This is a genomic window from Streptomyces sp. NPDC036764 (assembly GCF_055609385.1).
Genome location: NZ_JBVJPT010000007.1, coordinates 69,655 through 83,923, shown reverse-complemented (window position 1 = coordinate 83,923; position 14,269 = coordinate 69,655). Strand labels below are relative to the sequence as shown.

General features: G+C 72.1%; 12 protein-coding genes. 6 read left to right on the top strand and 6 right to left on the bottom strand.

Annotated features, from left to right (window positions below; translation table 11 throughout):
- Positions 1–30: 30 nt before the first annotated feature.
- The 3 genes from ACZ69Q_RS25290 to ACZ69Q_RS25280 form a co-directional block, all read right to left on the bottom strand.
- Entirely contained in the window at positions 31–2,349 is a 2,319-nt protein-coding gene (locus ACZ69Q_RS25290; protein WP_471045779.1) for a heavy metal translocating P-type ATPase, read from the bottom strand.
- 8 nt (positions 2,350–2,357) lie between these two features.
- Complete coding sequence (locus tag ACZ69Q_RS25285) at positions 2,358–2,597, bottom strand: heavy-metal-associated domain-containing protein (RefSeq protein WP_471045777.1); 240 nt, start codon at positions 2,595–2,597, stop codon at positions 2,358–2,360.
- 240 nt (positions 2,598–2,837) lie between these two features.
- Positions 2,838–3,521, bottom strand: coding sequence for a TetR/AcrR family transcriptional regulator (locus ACZ69Q_RS25280; protein ID WP_471045774.1), 684 nt, complete (start codon positions 3,519–3,521; stop codon positions 2,838–2,840).
- A gap of 160 nt (positions 3,522–3,681) precedes the next feature.
- Here ACZ69Q_RS25280 and ACZ69Q_RS25275 point away from each other — a divergent pair, with 160 nt between their 5' ends.
- Positions 3,682–5,901, top strand: a complete 2,220-nt coding sequence (locus ACZ69Q_RS25275; protein WP_471045772.1) for an MMPL family transporter — start codon at positions 3,682–3,684, stop codon at positions 5,899–5,901.
- A gap of 101 nt (positions 5,902–6,002) precedes the next feature.
- A complete protein-coding gene (locus ACZ69Q_RS25270; protein WP_471045770.1) occupies positions 6,003–7,046 on the top strand; it encodes a zinc-dependent alcohol dehydrogenase family protein in 1,044 nt (347 codons plus the stop codon).
- Here ACZ69Q_RS25270 and ACZ69Q_RS25265 read toward each other — a convergent pair.
- From ACZ69Q_RS25265 to ACZ69Q_RS25255, 3 genes are all read right to left on the bottom strand, one after another.
- Positions 7,027–7,629, bottom strand: coding sequence for a GNAT family N-acetyltransferase (locus ACZ69Q_RS25265; protein WP_471045767.1), 603 nt, complete (start codon positions 7,627–7,629; stop codon positions 7,027–7,029). The two genes, ACZ69Q_RS25270 and ACZ69Q_RS25265, sit on opposite strands and share 20 nt — an antisense overlap.
- 52 nt (positions 7,630–7,681) lie before the next feature.
- Positions 7,682–7,882: a helix-turn-helix transcriptional regulator gene (locus ACZ69Q_RS25260; RefSeq protein WP_471045766.1), complete on the bottom strand. Its 201-nt coding sequence runs from the start codon at positions 7,880–7,882 to the stop codon at positions 7,682–7,684.
- 387 nt (positions 7,883–8,269) lie between these two features.
- Positions 8,270–9,241 carry a helix-turn-helix domain-containing protein gene (locus ACZ69Q_RS25255; protein ID WP_471045765.1) on the bottom strand — a complete coding sequence of 324 codons (972 nt, stop codon included), beginning with the start codon at positions 9,239–9,241 and terminating at the stop codon, positions 8,270–8,272.
- A 297-nt stretch (positions 9,242–9,538) separates the two neighbouring features.
- Between ACZ69Q_RS25255 and iolC the strand changes: the two genes are divergently transcribed.
- From iolC to iolD, 4 genes are read left to right on the top strand one after another with little or no spacing between them, the layout of a single operon-like run.
- Positions 9,539–10,489, top strand: a complete 951-nt coding sequence (gene iolC / locus ACZ69Q_RS25250; RefSeq protein ID WP_471045763.1) for a 5-dehydro-2-deoxygluconokinase — start codon at positions 9,539–9,541, stop codon at positions 10,487–10,489.
- A complete protein-coding gene (locus tag ACZ69Q_RS25245; protein WP_471045762.1) occupies positions 10,486–11,520 on the top strand; it encodes a Cgl0159 family (beta/alpha)8-fold protein in 1,035 nt (344 codons plus the stop codon). The genes iolC and ACZ69Q_RS25245 overlap by 4 nt, the downstream gene beginning before the upstream one ends.
- Positions 11,521–11,527: 7 nt before the next feature.
- Positions 11,528–12,379: a 5-deoxy-glucuronate isomerase gene (gene iolB, locus ACZ69Q_RS25240; protein WP_471045760.1), complete on the top strand. Its 852-nt coding sequence runs from the start codon at positions 11,528–11,530 to the stop codon at positions 12,377–12,379.
- Positions 12,376–14,259 carry a 3D-(3,5/4)-trihydroxycyclohexane-1,2-dione acylhydrolase (decyclizing) gene (iolD, locus tag ACZ69Q_RS25235; RefSeq protein ID WP_471045758.1) on the top strand — a complete coding sequence of 628 codons (1,884 nt, stop codon included), beginning with the start codon at positions 12,376–12,378 and terminating at the stop codon, positions 14,257–14,259. The genes iolB and iolD overlap by 4 nt, the downstream gene beginning before the upstream one ends.
- Positions 14,260–14,269 lie beyond the last annotated feature (10 nt).

The following is a 14,269-nucleotide window of genomic DNA, read 5'->3' as shown; positions in this document are numbered from 1 at the left end:
GAGGGTCCTGCTGGGGTTCTTACTACGAATTCACCGGAACGTCCGCAGCCGGAGGCTGTTCGACACCACGAACACCGACGAGAACGCCATCGCGGCGCCCGCGATCATCGGGTTCAGCAACCCCGCCGCGGCCAGCGGCAACGCGGCCACGTTGTAGCCGAAGGCCCACACGAGGTTGCCCTTGATCGTCGCCAGCGTCCGCCGGGACAGCCGGATGGCGTCCGCCGCCACCCGCAGATCACCGCGCACCAGCGTCAGATCGCTCGCCTCGATCGCCGCGTCCGTCCCCGTGCCCATCGCCAGACCCAGATCGGCGGTGGCGAGCGCGGCCGCGTCGTTGACGCCGTCGCCCACCATGGCCACACAGCGCCCCTCGCGCTGCAGCCGCCGGACGGCCTCGACCTTCTCCTCGGGCAGCACCTCCGCGATCACCTGATCGATGCCGACCGCGTCCGCCACCGCTTCGGCGACCGCCCGGTTGTCCCCGGTCAGCAGCACCGGCGTCAGCCCCAGCGCGCGCAGCTCGCGCACCGCCTCGGCGCTGGTCTCCTTCACCGCGTCCGCGACGGCGATCACGCCGCGCGCCGCTCCGTCCCACCCGACGACGACGGCCGTACGACCGTCCCTCTCGGCCTCTTCCCGGGCGCGGACCAGCTCGGTGGGCAGCGCGTCGAAAAGGCGCCCCACGGCCACGTCATGGCCCTCCACGCGGCCGCGCACGCCTCGCCCGGGGATGTTCTCGAACCCCTCGACCTCCGGAAGCCGTCCGCCCATTGCGGCGCCGGCGGCGACCGCGCGGGCCACGGGATGCTCAGAGGCGTGCTCCACGGCGCCCGCGAGCCGCAGCACCTGCTCCTCGTCGGCGCCGTCGGCGACGTACACCTTCTGGAGGGTCATGCGGCCGGTGGTGACCGTGCCGGTCTTGTCCAGGACGACCGTGTCGACCCGGCGCGTGGACTCCAGCACCTCCGGGCCCTTGATGAGGATGCCGAGCTGCGCCCCGCGTCCGGTGCCGACCATGAGGGCCGTGGGAGTGGCCAGGCCCAGGGCGCACGGGCAGGCGATGATCAGTACCGCGACCGCCGCGGTGAAGGCGGCGACGGAGTCGTCGGTGAGGCCGAGCCAGGCCCCGAAGGTGGCGACCGCGAGGACGATGACCGCAGGCACGAAGACCGCGGAGATCCGGTCGGCGAGCCGCTGCACCTCGGCCTTGCCGTTCTGCGCGTCCTCCACGAGCCGCGCCATCCGCGCGAGCTGGGTGTCCGCGCCGACCCGGGTCGCCTCGACGACCAGCCGCCCGCCCGCGTTGACCGTGGCGCCGGTGACCGCGTCCCCGACCGTGACGTCCACCGGCACCGACTCGCCGGTCAGCAGGGCGGCGTCCACCGCGCCGGCGCCCGCCACGACGGTGCCGTCGGTGGCGATCTTCTCGCCGGGCCGTACGACGAACCGGTCGCCGACCGCCAGCTTCTCGACCGGCACCCGCACCTCGCGCCCGTCGCGCAGTACGGCGACGTCCTTCGCGCCTAGCTGCATCAGGGCCCGCAGCGCCGCACCCGCGCGGCGCTTGGAGCGGGCCTCCAGATAGCGGCCGAGAAGGATGAAGGTGACGACGCCGGAGGCCACTTCGAGGTAGATCTGCGAGGCGCCGTCCACGCGCGCTGTGACATCAGCCGCTACCGCGGCGGGGGTGAACTCGAAGGTGTCGCGCATGCCGGGCATGCCCGCGTCGCCGAGGAACAGCGCCCACAGCGACCAGCCGAACGCCGCCAGCGTGCCCATCGAGATCAGCGTGTCCATGGTCGCCGCGCCGTGCCGGGCGCCTGTGACCGCGGCCCGGTGGAAGGGCAGCCCGCCCCAGACCACGACCGGCGAGGCGAGGGTGAGCGCGAGCCACTGCCAGTTGTCGAACTGGAGGGCCGGGATCATCGACAGGGCGATGACCGGGACGGCGAGCAGGGCGGAGACGGTGAGGCGCCGGCGGTAGGAGGCCAGCTCCGGGTCCTCCGGGGCCTGGGTCTGCTCCGGCGCGGGTTGCGGGGGAGCAGGCTCCTCGGCGGTGTACCCCGTCTTCTCCACTACGGCGATCAGGTCGGCGACCTCGATGCCCGCGGGATAGCTGACCTTGGCCTTCTCGGTCGCGTAGTTCACCGTGGCGGTCACGCCGTCCATGCGGTTGAGCTTCTTCTCGACGCGCGCCGCACAGGAGGCGCAGGTCATCCCACCGATGAGCAGCTCGACGTCCGAGGCCGCGGCGCGGTCGGCCGGGCCGGGCGCAGGCGTCGCCCCGGCCGTGTCGGTCGCGCCGGCCGGCCCGGCTATCGGCGGTTCGTCGGTGGTGCGGGTCATGGCCGGACTCAGACCCTGCCGGTCAGTTCAAAGCCGGCCTCGTCGACGGCCGCGCGCACGGCCTCCTCGTCCAGTGCTGCGGTCGAGACGACGGTGACCTCGCCGGTGGAGGCGACGGCCTTCACCGAGCTGACGCCGGGGAGTTCGGAGATCTCGCCGGAGACGGCCCCCTCGCAGTGTCCGCAGCTCATGCCGCTCACCTTGTAGACGGCGGTGACGGAGCCGGGGCTGTCGGTCTGGGCGGTCATGTGGTTCTCCTCGTCGAGGCATGTGGGGCTGAGGGGACCCGCGGGGTCCCTTCCCCTCAACGGTATACCCCTACGGGGTACTGCTCAAAGAGGGGTGCCCCCTGTCGGCACAGCACGGGCGTTCGGTGTGTACCGCGTCCTCGCTCCGGGATGCGGGTGCGCCCGGGGCGGGAGACAGTGGGTCGCGGGGTCCCCCCCGATCCGGGAGCTGATCCATGCACACCTATCGGTACCGGCCCGTCACGTCCCGGTGCGTGCCGCCTCGGCCTGGCCGAGCCTGTCGCCCACCAGCGGGTCGAGGTAGCGGGTCAGGGCGTTCTTCAGCTCCTGGACGTAGGCGTCGCGTTCGGCGCCCTCGTGGGCGAGCACCAACTCCAGCCCGGCCTTGTACAGGCCCAGGCACATGTGGGAGGTCCGGGCGAGTTCGGCCGGGGCGGCGTCGGGCAGGAACGAGAAGAGCAGGCCCTCGATCCGGGACAGCAGGGTCGCGTGCAGGGCGTCGTGCTCCTCGGCCATGCGGCCGGGGATGTCGGGGCCGTGCATCAGCGCGAAGAACGCCGGATGGGCGCAGTTGAAGGCGATGAACCGGTCGACGGCCGCGCCGACGGCCTCCTCCAGCGGAGTGGCGGGATCGACCGGGGCGAGCGCCTCGCCGTACATCTCGCGCAACTCGTGCATCAGCCGGTCGCCGAGCTCTATGGCGATCGCTTCCTTGTTCGGGAAGAACTGGTACAGCGTGCCGGGTGAGACGCCGGCCTCGCGGGCGATGGCGTTGGTGCTGGCGGCCGTGTAACCGGTGGTGGTGAAGACGGTGGCCGCGGCCTCCAGCAGTTGGGCGATACGGCGCTCGCCGCGGGCCTGACGGCGGCGCGGCTGCTCCTTCTCCTGGTGGACCTGATCGTCCTTGTCCCGGTTGGCGGACACGAGTTATCCCCAGCTCTCCGAACGCGATTGACAAACGCGAGTGGTCGCTCGCATTCTGGAGAAACGCGAGCGATCTCTCGTGTTTGCCAGTCTATGGCAGTGACAGCTCCACGCTGCCTGCCGTGCACAGCATGGATCTGGGTGAAGGGGACACCGCACCATGACCGAAGTCAACAGGCCACCCCGAGTCGGAGGCTGGACCCGCTTCGTGACGGCACGCCCCCGGTTGTCGCTGCTCGTAGCCCTGGTGATCACCGCGCTCGCCGTACTGGCCGGCAGCGGTGTCGCGGACCGGCTGGGCAGCGGCGGCTGGGAGGATCCGGACGCCGAGTCGACCTACGCGACCAAGGCGCTGGAGCGTGAGTTCCCCGCCTCCCAGCCCAACCTCCTGCTCCTCGTGGACGCGGGCGACGCCTCCGTGGACGACCCCGCGGTCGCCGCGGAGGCACAGCGCCTCGTGTCCCGTCTGAGCGGCGAGAAGGGCGTCGTGGGCGTCGGCTCCTACTGGCAGACCAAGGCCCCCGCCCTGCGCGCCGAGGACGGCCACGAGGCGCTGATCGCCGCCCGGATCACCGGCGAAGAGAAGCAGATGGGGGAGACCCTGGACCGCATCGCACCCGAGTTCCGGGGCGCGCACGGCCCGCTGGAGGTGAGCGTCGGCGGCCCGGTCGCGGTGCGGCACGAGATGCAGACGACCATCCAGGAGGACCTGCTGCGCGCCGAGGTGATCGCCCTGCCGATCACCCTGGTGCTCCTCGTGATGGTCTTCGGCAGCGCGGTCGCCGCCCTGCTGCCGCTCGGCATCGGCATCGTCGCCATCCTCGGCACGAACGCGGTGCTGCGCGGCCTGACCGAGTTCACCGATGTGTCGGTGTTCGCGATGAACCTCACCACGGCCCTCGGCCTCGGCCTAGCCGTCGACTACGCCCTGTTCATCGTCCGCCGCTTCCGCGAGGAACTCGCCACCGGCGCCGAACCACTGGCGGCGGTCGGCACCACCCTGCGCACCGCCGGACGCACGGTCCTCTTCTCGGCCCTCACGGTCGCGGTGTCCCTGGCGGCGATGCTTCTCTTCCCGCAGTACTTCCTGCGGTCCTTCGCCTACGCCGGCATCGCGGTGGTGCTGCTCGCCGCCGCGGCCGCCCTGATCCTGCTCCCGGCGGCACTGGTCCTGCTCGGCCACCGGGTCAACGCCCTGGACCTGCGCAAGCTGCTGCGGCGCGGCCGGGCGAAGGAATCCGATGAGGCAGCCGGTGCGACGGAGGGCAAGGGCTGGGCCCGTACGGCGAACCTCGTCATGCGCCGCGCCCCCTTCTTCGCCCTCGGTACCACTGCCGTCCTGGTCCTGCTCGGACTGCCCTTCCTGGGTGTGAAGTTCGGCACCGCGGACGACCGCCAGTTGCCGTCGAGCGCCGAGTCCCATGTCGTGCAGCAGCACATCCGCGACGGCTTCCCGGGCAGCCCCGGCGGCGGCCTGGAGGTGCTCGCCGAGGGCCGGGCCACCCAGGCGCAGTACGCCGACTACAAGGAGCGCATCGCCGCGCTCCCGGAGGTGCTGCGGGTCGACGGACCGCTCGTGAAGGGCGAGTCGGCGTACTTCACGGTGCTACCGAAGGGCGAGGCGGTGGACGGCCCGGCCCAGCGCCTGGTCGACGACCTGCGCGCCACCGAGGCGCCGTTCGACACCAAGGTGACCGGCGCGGCGGCGGTCCTGGTCGACTCCAAGGACGCGATAGCTGAACGCCTGCCGCTCGCGGCCGCCTTCATCGCGATCGTCACCCTGCTGCTGGTGTTCCTGCTGACCGGCAGCGTGCTGATCCCGATCCAGGCGGTGGTGCTCAACGCGCTCAGCCTGACGGCGATGTTCGGCGCGGTGGTCTGGGTCTTCCAGGACGGCCATCTGTCCGGCCTGCTCGGCTTCACCAGCCCCGGCTCGATCGAGACGACCCTCCCGGTGCTGATGTTCTGCGTCGCCTTCGGACTGTCGATGGACTACGGCGTGTTCCTGCTCTCCCGCATCAAGGAGGAGTACGACACGACGGGCGACCACGAACAGGCGGTGCGGCACGGCCTTCAGCGCACGGGCGGCCTGATCACCGCGGCGGCCGTGATCCTCGCGGTGGTGATGGTCGCGATCGGCACCTCCCGGGTGACCAACACCAAGATGCTCGGCCTCGGCATCGCGCTGGCCGTGCTCATGGACGCGATGATCGTCCGCAGCCTGCTGGTCCCGGCGGTCATGCGTCTGACGGGGCGGGCCACCTGGTGGGCGCCGGGACCGCTCAGGCGGCTCCATGACCGGTTCGGGCTGAGCGAGTCGGGCGGGGAGCCCGAGCGGGCCGGCACCGAGGAGCGGGACAAGGTGGCGGTGCCCGGCTAGCGTTCCGCCGGACGGGGTGATCTCCGTGCCGGGCCGTTCGAGGAGTTGCTCCCAGGCGGTGCGGGGATCACCGGGCAGGGACGGAAGGCGAGGTGGGGCGGATGCGTGCCGTCGTGTTCGAGCGGTTCGGGGAGCCGGCCGAGGTGCGGGAAGTGGCCGATCCGGAGCCGAAGGACCACGGGGTCGTGGTCCGGGTCGAGGCGACGGGGCTGTGCCGCAGCGACTGGCACGGCTGGCAGGGGCACGACCCGGACATCACGCCGCCGCATGTGCCCGGCCATGAACTCGCCGGTGTCGTCGAGGCGGTGGGCGCCCGGGTGACCGGCTGGCGGCCCGGCGACCGGGTCACCGTGCCCTTCGTCTGCGCCTGCGGGAGCTGCGCGGCGTGTGCGGCGGGCGATCAGCAGGTGTGCGAGCGCCAGACCCAGCCCGGCTTCACCCACTGGGGATCCTTCGCCCAGTACGTCGCGCTGGACCACGCCGACGTCAATCTCGTCGCCGTGCCGGAGGGAATGTCCTTCACGACGGCGGCCTCGCTGGGCTGCCGGTTCGCCACCGCGTTCCGGGCGGTCGTGCAGCAGGGCCGGGTGGCCGCGGGGGAGTGGGTCGCGGTGCACGGCTGCGGCGGGGTGGGGCTGTCGGCGGTGATGATCGCGGCGGCCTCGGGCGCACGGGTCGTAGCCGTGGACGTCTCGCCGCGGGCCCTGGAGCTGGCGCTCAAGTTCGGGGCGGCCGAGTGCGTGGACGCGTCGAAGGTGCCCGACACGGCGGCGGCGATCCACGCCGTGACCGGGGGCGGCGCCCATCTCTCCCTGGACGCCCTCGGCTCGCCCGCCACCTGCGCCGCCTCCGTCAACGGCCTGCGCCGCCGGGGCCGGCACATCCAGGTCGGCCTGCTGCCCTCGGAGTCCGGCACGACCCCGGTCCCCATGGCCCGCGCCATCGCCCTGGAGCTCGAACTCCTCGGCAGCCACGGCATGGCGGCGCACACCTACCCGCCGATGCTGGAGCTCGTCAGGGCGGGGGTACTGCGGCCGGATCTGCTGGTGACGTCGACGATCTCGCTGGACGCGGTGCCGGCGGCGCTGGAGGCGATGGGGTCGGCGCCCGGGTCGGGGGTGACGGTCATCGAGCCTTGGAGCTGAGGGTGCTGACGCCGGTGAGGTCGGGGTGGCCGCGGTGGGACGCCCACTCGTGCTCGAGGACGCCCATCATCACCCAGTCGACCCACCGGCCGTCCCTGAGGTCGGCCTCCCGCCGCACCCCCTCCACCACGAAACCGGCCTTCTCATAGACCCGCAGGGCACGGTGGTTGTGGCCGTAGGCCTCCAACTGGATCCGGTGCAGCCCGAGTTGCTCGAAACCATGCCCGACGATCAGCCGAGTGGCCTCGGTGCCGAACCCTCGACCGCGGCCCCGGGGGCCGATGAGCGTGCGGAAGACGCAGCTACGGGCCTTGGGGTCCCACTCGAACAGGACGACCTCACCGACGAGTTCGCCGGTGGACCGGTCGGTGACGGCGAGGTCGAGGCGGTCGGGCTGCGCGGAGCGGGAGCCGTACCAGGAGCGCAGCCGCTCCAGCGGGAACTCCTCGGAGGTCTCGTCGGTGAAGCGGATGACCTCGGGGTCCTCGATGATCTCTGACATGACAGCGGCGTCGGCCTCGGTGAAGGGCCGCAGCACGGTCAGGTCGCCGGTGAGCACGGGCTTGACGGAGAAGTCGCTCATGGCGGGACTGTGCCCCACGCATCGGGTGGGGCACAGCTCATTTTCCGGGAGGTCAGTCCGCTCTTCGGCCGCGGTTGCCGGGCCGGGAGGCCACCCAGAGCCGCACGGTGTCCGCGTACCAGAAGGGCTTGCCGCCCTCCACATGGTCCGGCGGCGGCAGCAGCCCGTGCTTGCGGTAGGACCGCACGGTGTCCGGCTGCACCTTGATGTGCGCGGCGATCTCCTTGTAGGACCAGAGCCTTCGGTCGGTCATCAGTTGCACCTCCCCGCGCGCGCCGCGGCGGCGACCGGGGGCTGGTCGTCGGGGGTACCGTGCGCTGCGCTGGCGATCACAAAGCCTGTGTCCGGTCAACGACGTTGAGTGAGGAGCGGACAGGGTCTGTGCGCCGGGTGTGACGCAGGGTTCGCGTACACGGGACATGTGTGACAGGAAAGGGGCCTTTGTGACACAGGTGACGCAAAGGCGCACGTGGGCGCAGGGGCGCGGCGCGTTGACAACCGTCGCCTCGGCAGTGGCCGCAGAGCCGCGAAAGCGGCGGTGGGCCGGACCCTTCTGCGAGGGGACACCCCTGCGGCCGGGTCCGGCCCACCGGCTCCCCCGCCTCCCGGTGGCTCGGTCGCCGAGGATCACAGCCTGCATTCAGCCAAGCTCACGGGTCTTGGAAAAAAGCGCACTGCGGCCGGACGCGATGACGAGACTCGTCGCCTCCCCGGCCAGCCGGTCCGCGGCCGGCGTGCCGTGCGGCGCCGCGAGAGCGTGCCGCCGTGCCGCCGTGAACTCGCGGGGTGTGCATCCCGTCATCGCCCTGAACTCGCCGCTCAGATGCGCCTGGTCGTAGAACCCGCAGGCCGCGGCCGTCTCGGCCTGCCCGCGCCCGGCCGCGAGGAGCCGGCGTGCGCGTTGCAGCCGCAGCACCCGGGCCGCCGCCTTCGGCCCCAGCCCGATCTGCTCCCTAAAGCGGTTCTCCAGGTGCCGGACGCTCCACCCCACCTCCTCGGCGAGCCGCCGCACCGGCACCGAGCCGCCCGTGCGCACCAGCTCCGCCCAGGCCCGCACCACCCGGTCCGAGCAGGGCGTACCGGCGTCCGACCAGCGCGCCAGCACATCGTCGAGCAGCCCGAACCGCTCCTGCCAGGTCGGCAACGCGGCCAGCGCGGCGGCGAGTTCACCGACGCCGGAGCGCCGGTCGCCGGCCCGGCGCGAGCGCAGAGCGTGCGGGAGCTCGTCGGGGTCGACGGTGCGGTCGGCCAGCTCGTACTGCGGCGTCCCGAACAGTGTGAACGCCGCCCACGGCATCAACAGCACCTCGATGCCCGACATCCGCCCGCCGTGCTCGCCCACGGCAGGGGTTGTCGTGGGTCCGCAGTACACCGAGACGAGCGTGTCCGCCTCCCGCCCCGCCCGGGAGATCCGCACCGGCTCCGCGAACCCCAGCATCAGGGTCGCGGCCCCGATCGGCGCCTCCAGCCTCCGCCGGGGCCGCTCCAGCGCCAGCCGTATCCCGCGGTAGCTGATCACCCCGGGTCGCAGTTGGGGATGGGGCGGCGCGAGGGCGACTTCCCAGGACCCACCGGGCCCGTGTCCGGACCGGGTCGCCACGCCAGTCGCCATCGACCCCTCCTCACACCCGCAACGCCCCGAGCCTGTCAGCGATGGGGCCGTGGCAACACCCTCAGGGGCGCGGGGAACCGCGCGGTCGGCCCCCACGAGCCGCACCCGCCCTCGACCGGAACCCGGCAGACGTCAGGGCGCCCGGACCGCCCCGTAAGGGTATGGTTCGAATGTCTGGACAAAACATTGACAGGCCTCCCCGACCAGGGCTACAAAACCGGAGAGACCCGACGCGCCGCGAGCACCCGCGTCGGCGTCGGCACGAGTGCCGCGACACAGGGAGACCGAGGGAAGCCGATGGCGTACGACCTGATCACCATGGGGCGGATCGGGGTGGACCTCTACCCCCTGCAGACCGGCGTCCCGCTGTCGCAGGTCACCTCCTTCGGCAAGTTCCTCGGCGGCTCGGCGACGAACGTCGCGGTCGCCGCCGCCCGTCTGGGACGGCGGACCGCGGTGATCACCCGCACCGGCGACGACCCCTTCGGCACCTACCTCCACGAGGCCCTGAAGGGCTTCGGCGTCGACGACCGCTGGGTCACCCCGGTCCCCGGCCTGCCCACCCCGGTCACCTTCTGCGAGGTCTTCCCGCCGGACGACTTCCCGCTGTACTTCTACCGCCGCCCCAAGGCCCCCGACCTGGAGATCGACGCCCACGAGCTCGACCTCGACGCCATCCGCGACGCCCGGATCTTCTGGGTCACCGGCACCGGCCTGAGCGAGGAGCCCAGCCGTACGGCGACGCTCGCGGCCCTCGCCCACCGCGCCAAGGGCGGCATCACGGTCTTCGACCTCGACTGGCGCCCCATGTTCTGGAACGACCCGGACGCGGCCCGCCCCTTCTACAAGGAGGCCCTGCGTCACACCACCGTCGCGGTCGGCAACCTCGACGAGGTGGAGGTCGCCACGGGAGTGCGCGAACCGCAGGCCGCCGCCCAGGCGTTGCTGGACGCGGGTGTGGAGCTCGCGGTCGTGAAGCAGGGCCCCAAGGGCGTCCTCGCCGTCAACAGCAAGGGCGAGTCCGCCGAGGTCCCGCCCCTCCCGGTGACCGTCCTCAACGGCCTCGGCGCCGGCGACGCCTTCGGCGGCTCCCTCTGCCACGGCCTGCTGGAGGGCCGGGACCTGGAGACGATCATGCGGCACGCCAACGCGGCGGGCGCGATCGTCGCCTCCCGACTGGAGTGCTCCTCCGCCATGCCGACGACCGATGAGATCGAAGCGGCGATCGAGGCCGGAGCGGTCCTGTGAGCACGCGCAAGCGCCGCAAGGGCACGGACGAGACGGATGACACCGGCTGCTTCGGCATGACGACGGTCCCGAGGGCCGAAGCCCAGCCGGCGCCCGAGGCCCCGTCCGCGCCGGTCACGCCCGTCACGCCCGTCACGCCCGTCACGCCCCCGAGCGTCGACGTCTGCGAACTCGTTCGCCTGCGCGCCCACCACCCCGAGGCCGTGGCGGAGGCCGCCGCCCGCCGCACCCGCAGACCGCTGCTCGGCGACTCGGGCCGGCTGATGATCGTCGCCGCCGACCACCCGGCCCGCGGCGCCCTCGGCGTCGGCAACCGCAAGCTCGCCATGGCCAACCGCGCCGACCTGCTCGAACGCCTCTGCCTGGCGCTCAGCCGCCCCGGCGTGGACGGCGTCCTCGCGACCGCCGACATCCTCGACGACCTGCTGCTGCTCGGCGCCCTCGACGGCAAGGTCGTCATGGGCTCGATGAACCGCGGCGGCCTCCAGGGCGCGAGCTTCGAGCTCGACGACCGCTTCACCGGCCACCGAGCCGAGGACATCGAGCGCCTGCGCTTCGACGCGGGCAAGCTGCTGCTGCGTGTCGACTACGACGACCCGGGCTCCCTCACCACGCTGGAGTCCACCGCCCGCGCCATCGACGCGATGGCCGCCCGCAGGCTGCCGGTGTTCGTCGAGCCGTTCCTCAGCCGCCGCACCCCCGAGGGCAGGGTCGTCAACGACCTGTCCGCCGAGGCCGTCACCAAGTCCATCGCCATCGCCTCCGGACTCGGCGGCACCTCGGCCTACACCTGGCTGAAGCTCCCGGTCACCGAGAACCCCGACGACATGGCCGAGGTCATGCAGACCTCGACCCTGCCGGCCGTCCTCCTCGGCGGGGAGGTCGGCGACGACCAGGACGGGGCATACGAGAAGTGGCGGGGCGCTCTGCAACTGCCCACCGTGCGGGGCCTGGTGGTGGGACGGTCGTTGCTCTACCCAGCGGACGGGGATGTGGCCGCCGCCGTCGACACCGCCGTAGGACTCCTGTGAGGGCCTGATGACGAACCGCGAGCCGCGCACCGGGACGGGCAACGCACTGCACGTCCCGAAGGGCACCACCGCCGATGTCAACTATGTGCTCGACATCGACCCCAAGCGGGCCGGGTGGACCCACAGCAGCCTGCGGATCGTGGAACTGAAGCCCGGTGGCACGCACATGTTCACCACCGGCGACAGTGAATGGATCGTGCTTCCGCTGAACGGCGGATGCACCGTGGACATCGAGAACGAGAAGTACCAACTCCTGGGCAGGGACAGCGTATTCAGTGGAGTCACCGACTTCGCCTACGCGCCCCGTGACGCCCGGGCACAGATCGCCTCCGGCGCGGGAGGCCGCTTTGCTTTGGCAGGAGCGAAGTGCGAGCGAAGACTCCCCGCCCGCTACGGCCCCGCGCCGGAGGTCCCCGTCGAGGAACGCGGCAGCGGCACCTGCCTGCGACAGGTCCGCAACTTCGCCTCCGCCGACGCCTTCGACTGCGACCGGCTGATCGCCGTGGAGGTGATCACTCCTGGCGGCAACCGGTCGGCCACCTGTCCTTCGGACCCGCAGCACCAGCACGACGAGGCGCGGCCCGGCGACGGGTCCGGGCTGGAGCAGATCTACTACTTCGAGATCGACGGCCCGAACGGTTTCGGCCATCAGCGCGTATTCCCCTCGCGTGAGGGCGGATCCGACGTCCTCGCGGAGGTCCGCTCCGGCGATGCCGTACTCGTTCCCGACGGATGGCACGGCCCGCCCATCGCCCAGCCCGGCCACGACATGTACCACCTCGATGTCATGGCCGGTCCGGGCGAGACGCGGGAGCGGCGGATCTGCTTCCATCCCGCCTACACGGAGGGTTACCGATGACCTCAACGACGAGGCTCACGGTCGCACAGGCGCTCGTCCGCTTCCTGTCCGCCCAGTGCACCGAGCGTGACGGTGTACGGCAGCGCCTGATCGGCGCCACCTGGGGCATCTTCGGCCACGGCAACGTCGCCGGGATCGGCCAGGCGCTCATCGAGTACGGCGACGAGATGCCGTACCACCAGGGCCGCAACGAACAGGCGATGGTGCACGCGGCGGTCGGCTACGCCCGTCAGTCGAACCGCCTGTCCACCCACGCCGTCACCACCTCCATCGGCCCCGGCGCGACCAACCTCGTCACCGGCGCCGCGCTCGCGACCATCAACCACCTCCCGGTCCTGCTCCTGCCCGGCGACGTCTTCGCCGCCCGCCCCGCAGACCCGGTCCTCCAGCAGCTCGAAGTGCCGTACGCGGGCGATGTGTCGGTCAACGACTGTCTGCGCCCGGTGTCGAAGTACTTCGACCGGATCACCCGCCCCGAGGCCCTGATCCCGTCCGCGCTGAACGCGATGCGCGTGCTGACCGACCCCGTGGAGACCGGCGCCGTGACGCTGGCGCTCCCGCAGGACGTGCAGGCCGAGGCGTACGACTGGCCCGACGAGTTCTTCGCCGAGCGCACCTGGGTGGTGCGCCGGCCGGGCGCCGACCCGACCGAACTCGCCGAGGCCGTGCGGGCGATCCGCGCCGCGCGCAGGCCCCTGGTGGTGGCGGGCGGCGGTGTCCACCACAGCCGCGCCGAGGGGGCCCTCGCCGAGTTCGCGGAAGTCACCCGCATCCCGGTCGCCTCCACCCAGGCCGGCAAGGGCTCCCTGCGCTTCGACCACCCCCAGGACGTCGGCGGCGTCGGCCACACCGGCACCGCCACCGCCGACGAACTCGCCCGCACCGCCGACCTGGTGATCGGGGTGGGCACGAGGTACACCGACTTCACCACCGCCTCCGGCACCCTCTTCAACGGCGAGGGCGTGCGCTTCCTCAACCTCAACATCGCGTCCTACGACGGCCACAAGCTCGCCGGCATGCCGCTGATCGCGGACGCCCGCACCGGGCTGGAGGAGCTGACCGAGCGGCTGGAGATGCACGACCACCGGGTCGCCGACTCCTACGTCACCGAGTACACCGAGGACAAAGAACGCTGGGAGCAGCGCGTCGACGCCTGCTACGAGGCCGACGAGCCCGACGTACGGCCGACGCAGCCGCAGGTGCTCGGCGCCCTGGACGCGATCGTCGACGAGTCGGACGTGATCATCAACGCGGCCGGCTCCCTCCCCGGCGACCTGCACAAGCTGTGGCGGGCGCGCTCGCGGGACCAGTACCACCTGGAGTACGGCTACTCCTGCATGGGCTACGAGATCCCGGCCGCGATCGGCGTGAAGCTGGCCGCGCCCGAGCGCAACGTCTGGGCGCTGGTCGGCGACGGCACCTATCTGATGATGCCGACGGAGATCGTGACCGCCGTGCAGGAGGGCGTCGCGATCAAGGTGTTGCTCCTGCAGAACCATGGGTACGCGTCCATCGGCGGGCTGTCGGAGGAGACGGGCGCCGAGCGCTTCGGCACCGCGTACCGGTATCGCGCGGAGGGCGGCGCGTTCACGGGTCCCCCGCTCCCCGTCGACCTGGCCGCCAACGCGGCGAGCCTGGGCATGCGGGTGCTGCGGGCGAAGACCGTCAGCGATCTTCGTGAGGCGCTCGCCGAGGCCCGCGGCGCCGACACTCCCACATGTGTCTACGTCGAGACCCAAACGGCAGACACAGTGTCGGGCCCGCCGCCCGCACAGGCCTGGTGGGATGTTCCCGTGGCCGAGACCGCGACCAGGCCGTCGGCGGTCAAGGCACGCGAGCTGTACGAACGGCACGTCTCGACCCGACGCCGCCATCTGTGAAGGAGTTACC

Coding starts and splice junctions, on each gene's coding strand:
- ACZ69Q_RS25290 (WP_471045779.1), bottom strand. CDS start 2,349: ATGACCCGCACCACCGACGAACCGCCGATAGCCGGGCCGGCCGGCGCG.
- ACZ69Q_RS25285 (WP_471045777.1), bottom strand. CDS start 2,597: ATGACCGCCCAGACCGACAGCCCCGGCTCCGTCACCGCCGTCTACAAG.
- ACZ69Q_RS25275 (WP_471045772.1), top strand. CDS start 3,682: ATGACCGAAGTCAACAGGCCACCCCGAGTCGGAGGCTGGACCCGCTTC.
- ACZ69Q_RS25270 (WP_471045770.1), top strand. CDS start 6,003: ATGCGTGCCGTCGTGTTCGAGCGGTTCGGGGAGCCGGCCGAGGTGCGG.
- ACZ69Q_RS25265 (WP_471045767.1), bottom strand. CDS start 7,629: ATGAGCGACTTCTCCGTCAAGCCCGTGCTCACCGGCGACCTGACCGTG.
- ACZ69Q_RS25260 (WP_471045766.1), bottom strand. CDS start 7,882: ATGACCGACCGAAGGCTCTGGTCCTACAAGGAGATCGCCGCGCACATC.
- ACZ69Q_RS25255 (WP_471045765.1), bottom strand. CDS start 9,241: ATGGCGACTGGCGTGGCGACCCGGTCCGGACACGGGCCCGGTGGGTCC.
- iolC (WP_471045763.1), top strand. CDS start 9,539: ATGGCGTACGACCTGATCACCATGGGGCGGATCGGGGTGGACCTCTAC.
- iolB (WP_471045760.1), top strand. CDS start 11,528: ATGACGAACCGCGAGCCGCGCACCGGGACGGGCAACGCACTGCACGTC.
- iolD (WP_471045758.1), top strand. CDS start 12,376: ATGACCTCAACGACGAGGCTCACGGTCGCACAGGCGCTCGTCCGCTTC.